This is a genomic window from Paraburkholderia sp. (assembly GCF_036488505.1).
Classification (GTDB): Bacteria; Pseudomonadota; Gammaproteobacteria; order Burkholderiales; family Burkholderiaceae; genus Paraburkholderia.
Genome location: NZ_DASXHN010000434.1, coordinates 1 through 3,521 on the forward strand (window position 1 = coordinate 1; position 3,521 = coordinate 3,521).

Genomic DNA, 3,521 nt, shown 5'->3' on the forward strand with positions numbered 1-3,521 from the left:
TGCCCTTTGACGTCGACGACGGCCACGCGTGTCTGGTCAGGCGTTAGCGCGCGCACGTTCACGCGATACTCCTTGGCCACCTTTTCCTTCTTGCCGTGGAACACCTGGCTCCAGAAGCCCTGTTCTGCCGACGTCATATCCTTCGGATCGGCGTAGCGCACGAAATACAGGCCGCGGCTCGCGTCACGGTCGTTCACGGTGAAGTTGCTGCGATCGAGCGCGAGGCCCACGCGCAACCATGCGCGGTCATAGGGCTCGCCCAGCGTAAGCTCCGTCGACGAGAACTGCGCCGGCGCACCCGACGTATCCGAATCCGGCATCGGCGGCTGGGCCGCGAGCACAACGTTTTGCGCCGCAGTGGCCGCCGCCGCCGACTTCGCACCCGCACTCGCCGCGCCCGGCGCAACCTGCGCGCCCGCGGGCGACAGCTGGGCGTTCTGCGTGCCGCCCGCCGCGCGCGAATCGGCGATCGCGAGCGAGGCCATCAGGCGCTTCAGATATTCCTGCTCGAGCCCGGGGTCGTTCGGCTTCGGCTGCCACTGGCTCGAATCGTTGTTGGTGCCGGTGATCGCCTCGCGCATGCCCTTCTGGCTGACGAACACGTAGGTGCCGCCGTTCGGTGCGGCCTCCAGGCGGGTGCGGAACTTGTTGCGCTCCGATGCCACGTAGCTGTTGCCCATCGTCTTCGACAGCGTGTTGCGGATAAAGCCGTCGTTGATCTGCGCGTGGGTTTCGTTCCAGTCGGTTTCCATCACGCCCTTGTCGCGCTGATCGACGACGAGCAGAAAGCCCTGTTCCTGCCAGAAGCGGCGGATCTGCGCCCAGGCCTGATCGGGTGTCTTGTTGTCGATCAGAAGCCAGCTTTCGGTGCCGTCGCGCTGGATATGCATGCCCTGAACCGGCGGCACGACCACCACCGGGTTGCCCGCCGGCGCCTGCGCCTGCACCTGCTTCAACGTGGACAGCGAGGTTTCGCCGCCCTGCGGCGGCAGCGAACGCTGATCGGGCGTCTCGTCGATCATGTTCGGCGGTACGGCAAGCGATACCTGCTTCGACTTGGAGTCGCTCTTGTAGTCGATTTTGTTCGGCGACGAGGTGCCGCAGCCGGCGACCAGCCCGCCCGCCATCAGCATTACTGCAAACCGCTTGGTAAGACGAAGATCAGTCATGTTCGGAGAATCCTTCCGCTACGCCACGGCAAGTTTCCGTGGATCAACCCAACATTTTACCGGTCCGCGAGAGGCGTGTGCAAAAACTGGGGTTTGCCCGCGAATCGACGGCGCGTGATGCGCGCCGATGCATCTGATACGCGCGGCCGCCTGCGATCAACAACTGCGCCGCTCGCGCCTTGCCACAGTGGTAAAAAAGTTCCGTCACTGGCTCCGGCCTATCTCTTTATCAGGTAAATTTCACGGTTCATAACATTTGGCGGCTGATCTCGGGATAGTCCGCATGCCACCGCTGGACCCCGTTTCGAAAGGACTTTCGAGCGCGCATGCGGACACTTTCGGCATTGCGTGAGGCCATGTGTGACACGAGTCGCAAGCAAAAGAAAAAGCGGGTGTTACGTTTGATCCACTTGTCTCAATAAAACCCGGACGCCGTACGCGGCGGACCATCCATGTCCAAGTCCTCTTCTCGCCGGTGCCTGATCGCATCGGCGATCGCTGTTGCTACATGCTGCGTCGGTGCCGGCGCGCACGCCGAACTGGGCGGCGTGATGCCGAATCAAGCCGCGTCGGCGGCAAGCGCGCCGCATACGATACTCAACGGCGCGCTGCGCGTGCGCACGTGGACCGACGCCGGCAATACCGCCATCAACGAATACGCGACGAGCACCGGCCAGATCATCGCCTACACATGGCAAGGGCCAACGATGCCCGACCTGCACGCGCTGCTCGGCAAATACGCCGATTCGTATAAAGCCGGCGCCGCCGCGGCCGCCAACGGCGACCTGCATTCGTCGCGGATCGCGCGCCCGGATGTGATCGTCGAATCCGGCGGCCCGATGCGCGGCTACGTCGGACGGGCATGGCTGCCCGCGGCGTTGCCGCCCGGTGTCACGTCCGACGATCTGCAGTAACGCGCCGCTCACTCGCGCACCAGTCGCCCCCAATCGCCCCCGATCGCCCTCAGTCGCCCCTCAGCTCCCGCCGACGACCGCCCGCCATGAAATTCGCCTTCCGCATCCCCACCCTGCTTCTTTTCGTCTGCGCGATGCTCGCCGGCTGCGGCGGCGGCGGCAGTTCATCGAACTCGTCCGCAAGCGGCTCCGCGCCGTCGAGCAGCACGCCCTCGTCCGGCACCAGCGGCTCGCCCCCCAATCCGGCTCTGGACACGGGCGCGCAGCAATCGAACCTGCCGAACGTGCAGCCGGTCACGGTCGGCGTGTCGCCCGGCACGACGCGCAATATCCTGACGACGAGCGTCACGGTATGCATGGCCGGCACCAGCACCTGCGCGACCATCGACGATATCCAGGTCGACACCGGCTCGAATGGCCTGCGCATTCTCGCGTCCGCGCTGCCGGCGAGCGTCTCGCTGCCGTCGGTGGCGTCCGGCGGCGGCGTATCGGGCGAATGCGCGGTATTCGGCAGCGGCTACGCGTGGGGTTCGGTGCGAACCGCGGACGTGCGCATGGCCGGCCAGCTCGCGTCATCGATCCCGGTGCAGGTGATCGCCGACCCGGCGCTGCCCGCCGCGCCGACCGACTGCGCGAACTCCGGCCCGGCGATGCTCACCGTCGCGAGTCTGCACGCGAACGGCATTCTCGGCGTCGGGCTGTTCCCGGTCGATTGCGGCACCGACAGTGCCAACGCCGCGTTGCCGCGCTGGTACTACAGCTGCAGCACCAGCGGCTGCACGGCGAGCGCGCAACCGATCGCGCAGCAACTGACCAACCCGGTGAGCAGCTTCGCGCTCGATAACAACGGGGTGGTGATCGACCTGCCGGCCGTCGCCGATGCCGGTGCGGCCAGCGTATCGGGCTCGCTGATTTTCGGCATTGGTACGCAGGCGGACAACACGCTGGCCGGCACGAGCGTCGTCAAGGCCAGTGCGTCGACGGGCTACGTGACGACCACATCCGGCGGCCAAACGTACACGGCGAGCTATCTGGACAGCGGCTCGAACGGACTGTTCTTTCACTCGACGCAGTTTCCACTATGCGGCATCTGGTATTGCCCGGGTTCGACGCAAACGGGGAGCGCGTCGATCACCGGTACCGATGGCGCGTCGAGCTTCGTGTCGTTCAACGTCGGCAATTCGAACACGTTGTTCGCGTCGTCGAACAACGCGTTCGACAACCTCGCCGGCAACGCGAGCCGGGGCTTCGGCTGGGGCTTGCCGTTCTTTTATGGCAAACGCATTTTCACGGCGATCGCGGCGCGCAATACGCCGGCTGGGCCGGGGCCGTTTTACGCGTTCTAGCACGCGTTTGGGGTGCGTTGGGTGCGTTGCGTCCGTCGGGTGCGTTGCGTGGGCTGGGTGCGTTGGGGCGTGACGATGCGTGAGCGTGCGTG

At 65.7% G+C, this 3,521-nt stretch carries 3 protein-coding genes; 2 read left to right on the top strand and 1 reads right to left on the bottom strand.

Annotated features, from left to right (window positions below; translation table 11 throughout):
• Positions 1–1,169 (bottom strand): outer membrane protein assembly factor BamC (bamC, locus tag VGH68_RS25005; protein ID WP_331606393.1); only part of this gene is annotated, 1,169 nt, incomplete at its 3' end.
• 452 nt (positions 1,170–1,621) lie between these two features.
• Between bamC and VGH68_RS25010 the strand changes: the two genes are divergently transcribed.
• Positions 1,622–2,083, top strand: coding sequence for a DUF2844 domain-containing protein (locus VGH68_RS25010; protein WP_331606394.1), 462 nt, complete (start codon positions 1,622–1,624; stop codon positions 2,081–2,083).
• An 86-nt stretch (positions 2,084–2,169) separates the two neighbouring features.
• The gene (locus VGH68_RS25015; protein ID WP_331606395.1) at positions 2,170–3,429 is read left to right on the top strand and encodes a DUF3443 domain-containing protein; all 1,260 of its coding nucleotides are present in this window, start codon (positions 2,170–2,172) and stop codon (positions 3,427–3,429) included.
• The last annotated feature ends 92 nt before the right edge of the window (positions 3,430–3,521 follow it).

Excerpts from the sequence above, each read along its gene's own strand:
- VGH68_RS25010 (WP_331606394.1), top strand. The coding sequence starts at position 1,622 with ATGTCCAAGTCCTCTTCTCGCCGGTGCCTGATCGCATCGGCGATCGCT.
- VGH68_RS25015 (WP_331606395.1), top strand. The coding sequence starts at position 2,170 with ATGAAATTCGCCTTCCGCATCCCCACCCTGCTTCTTTTCGTCTGCGCG.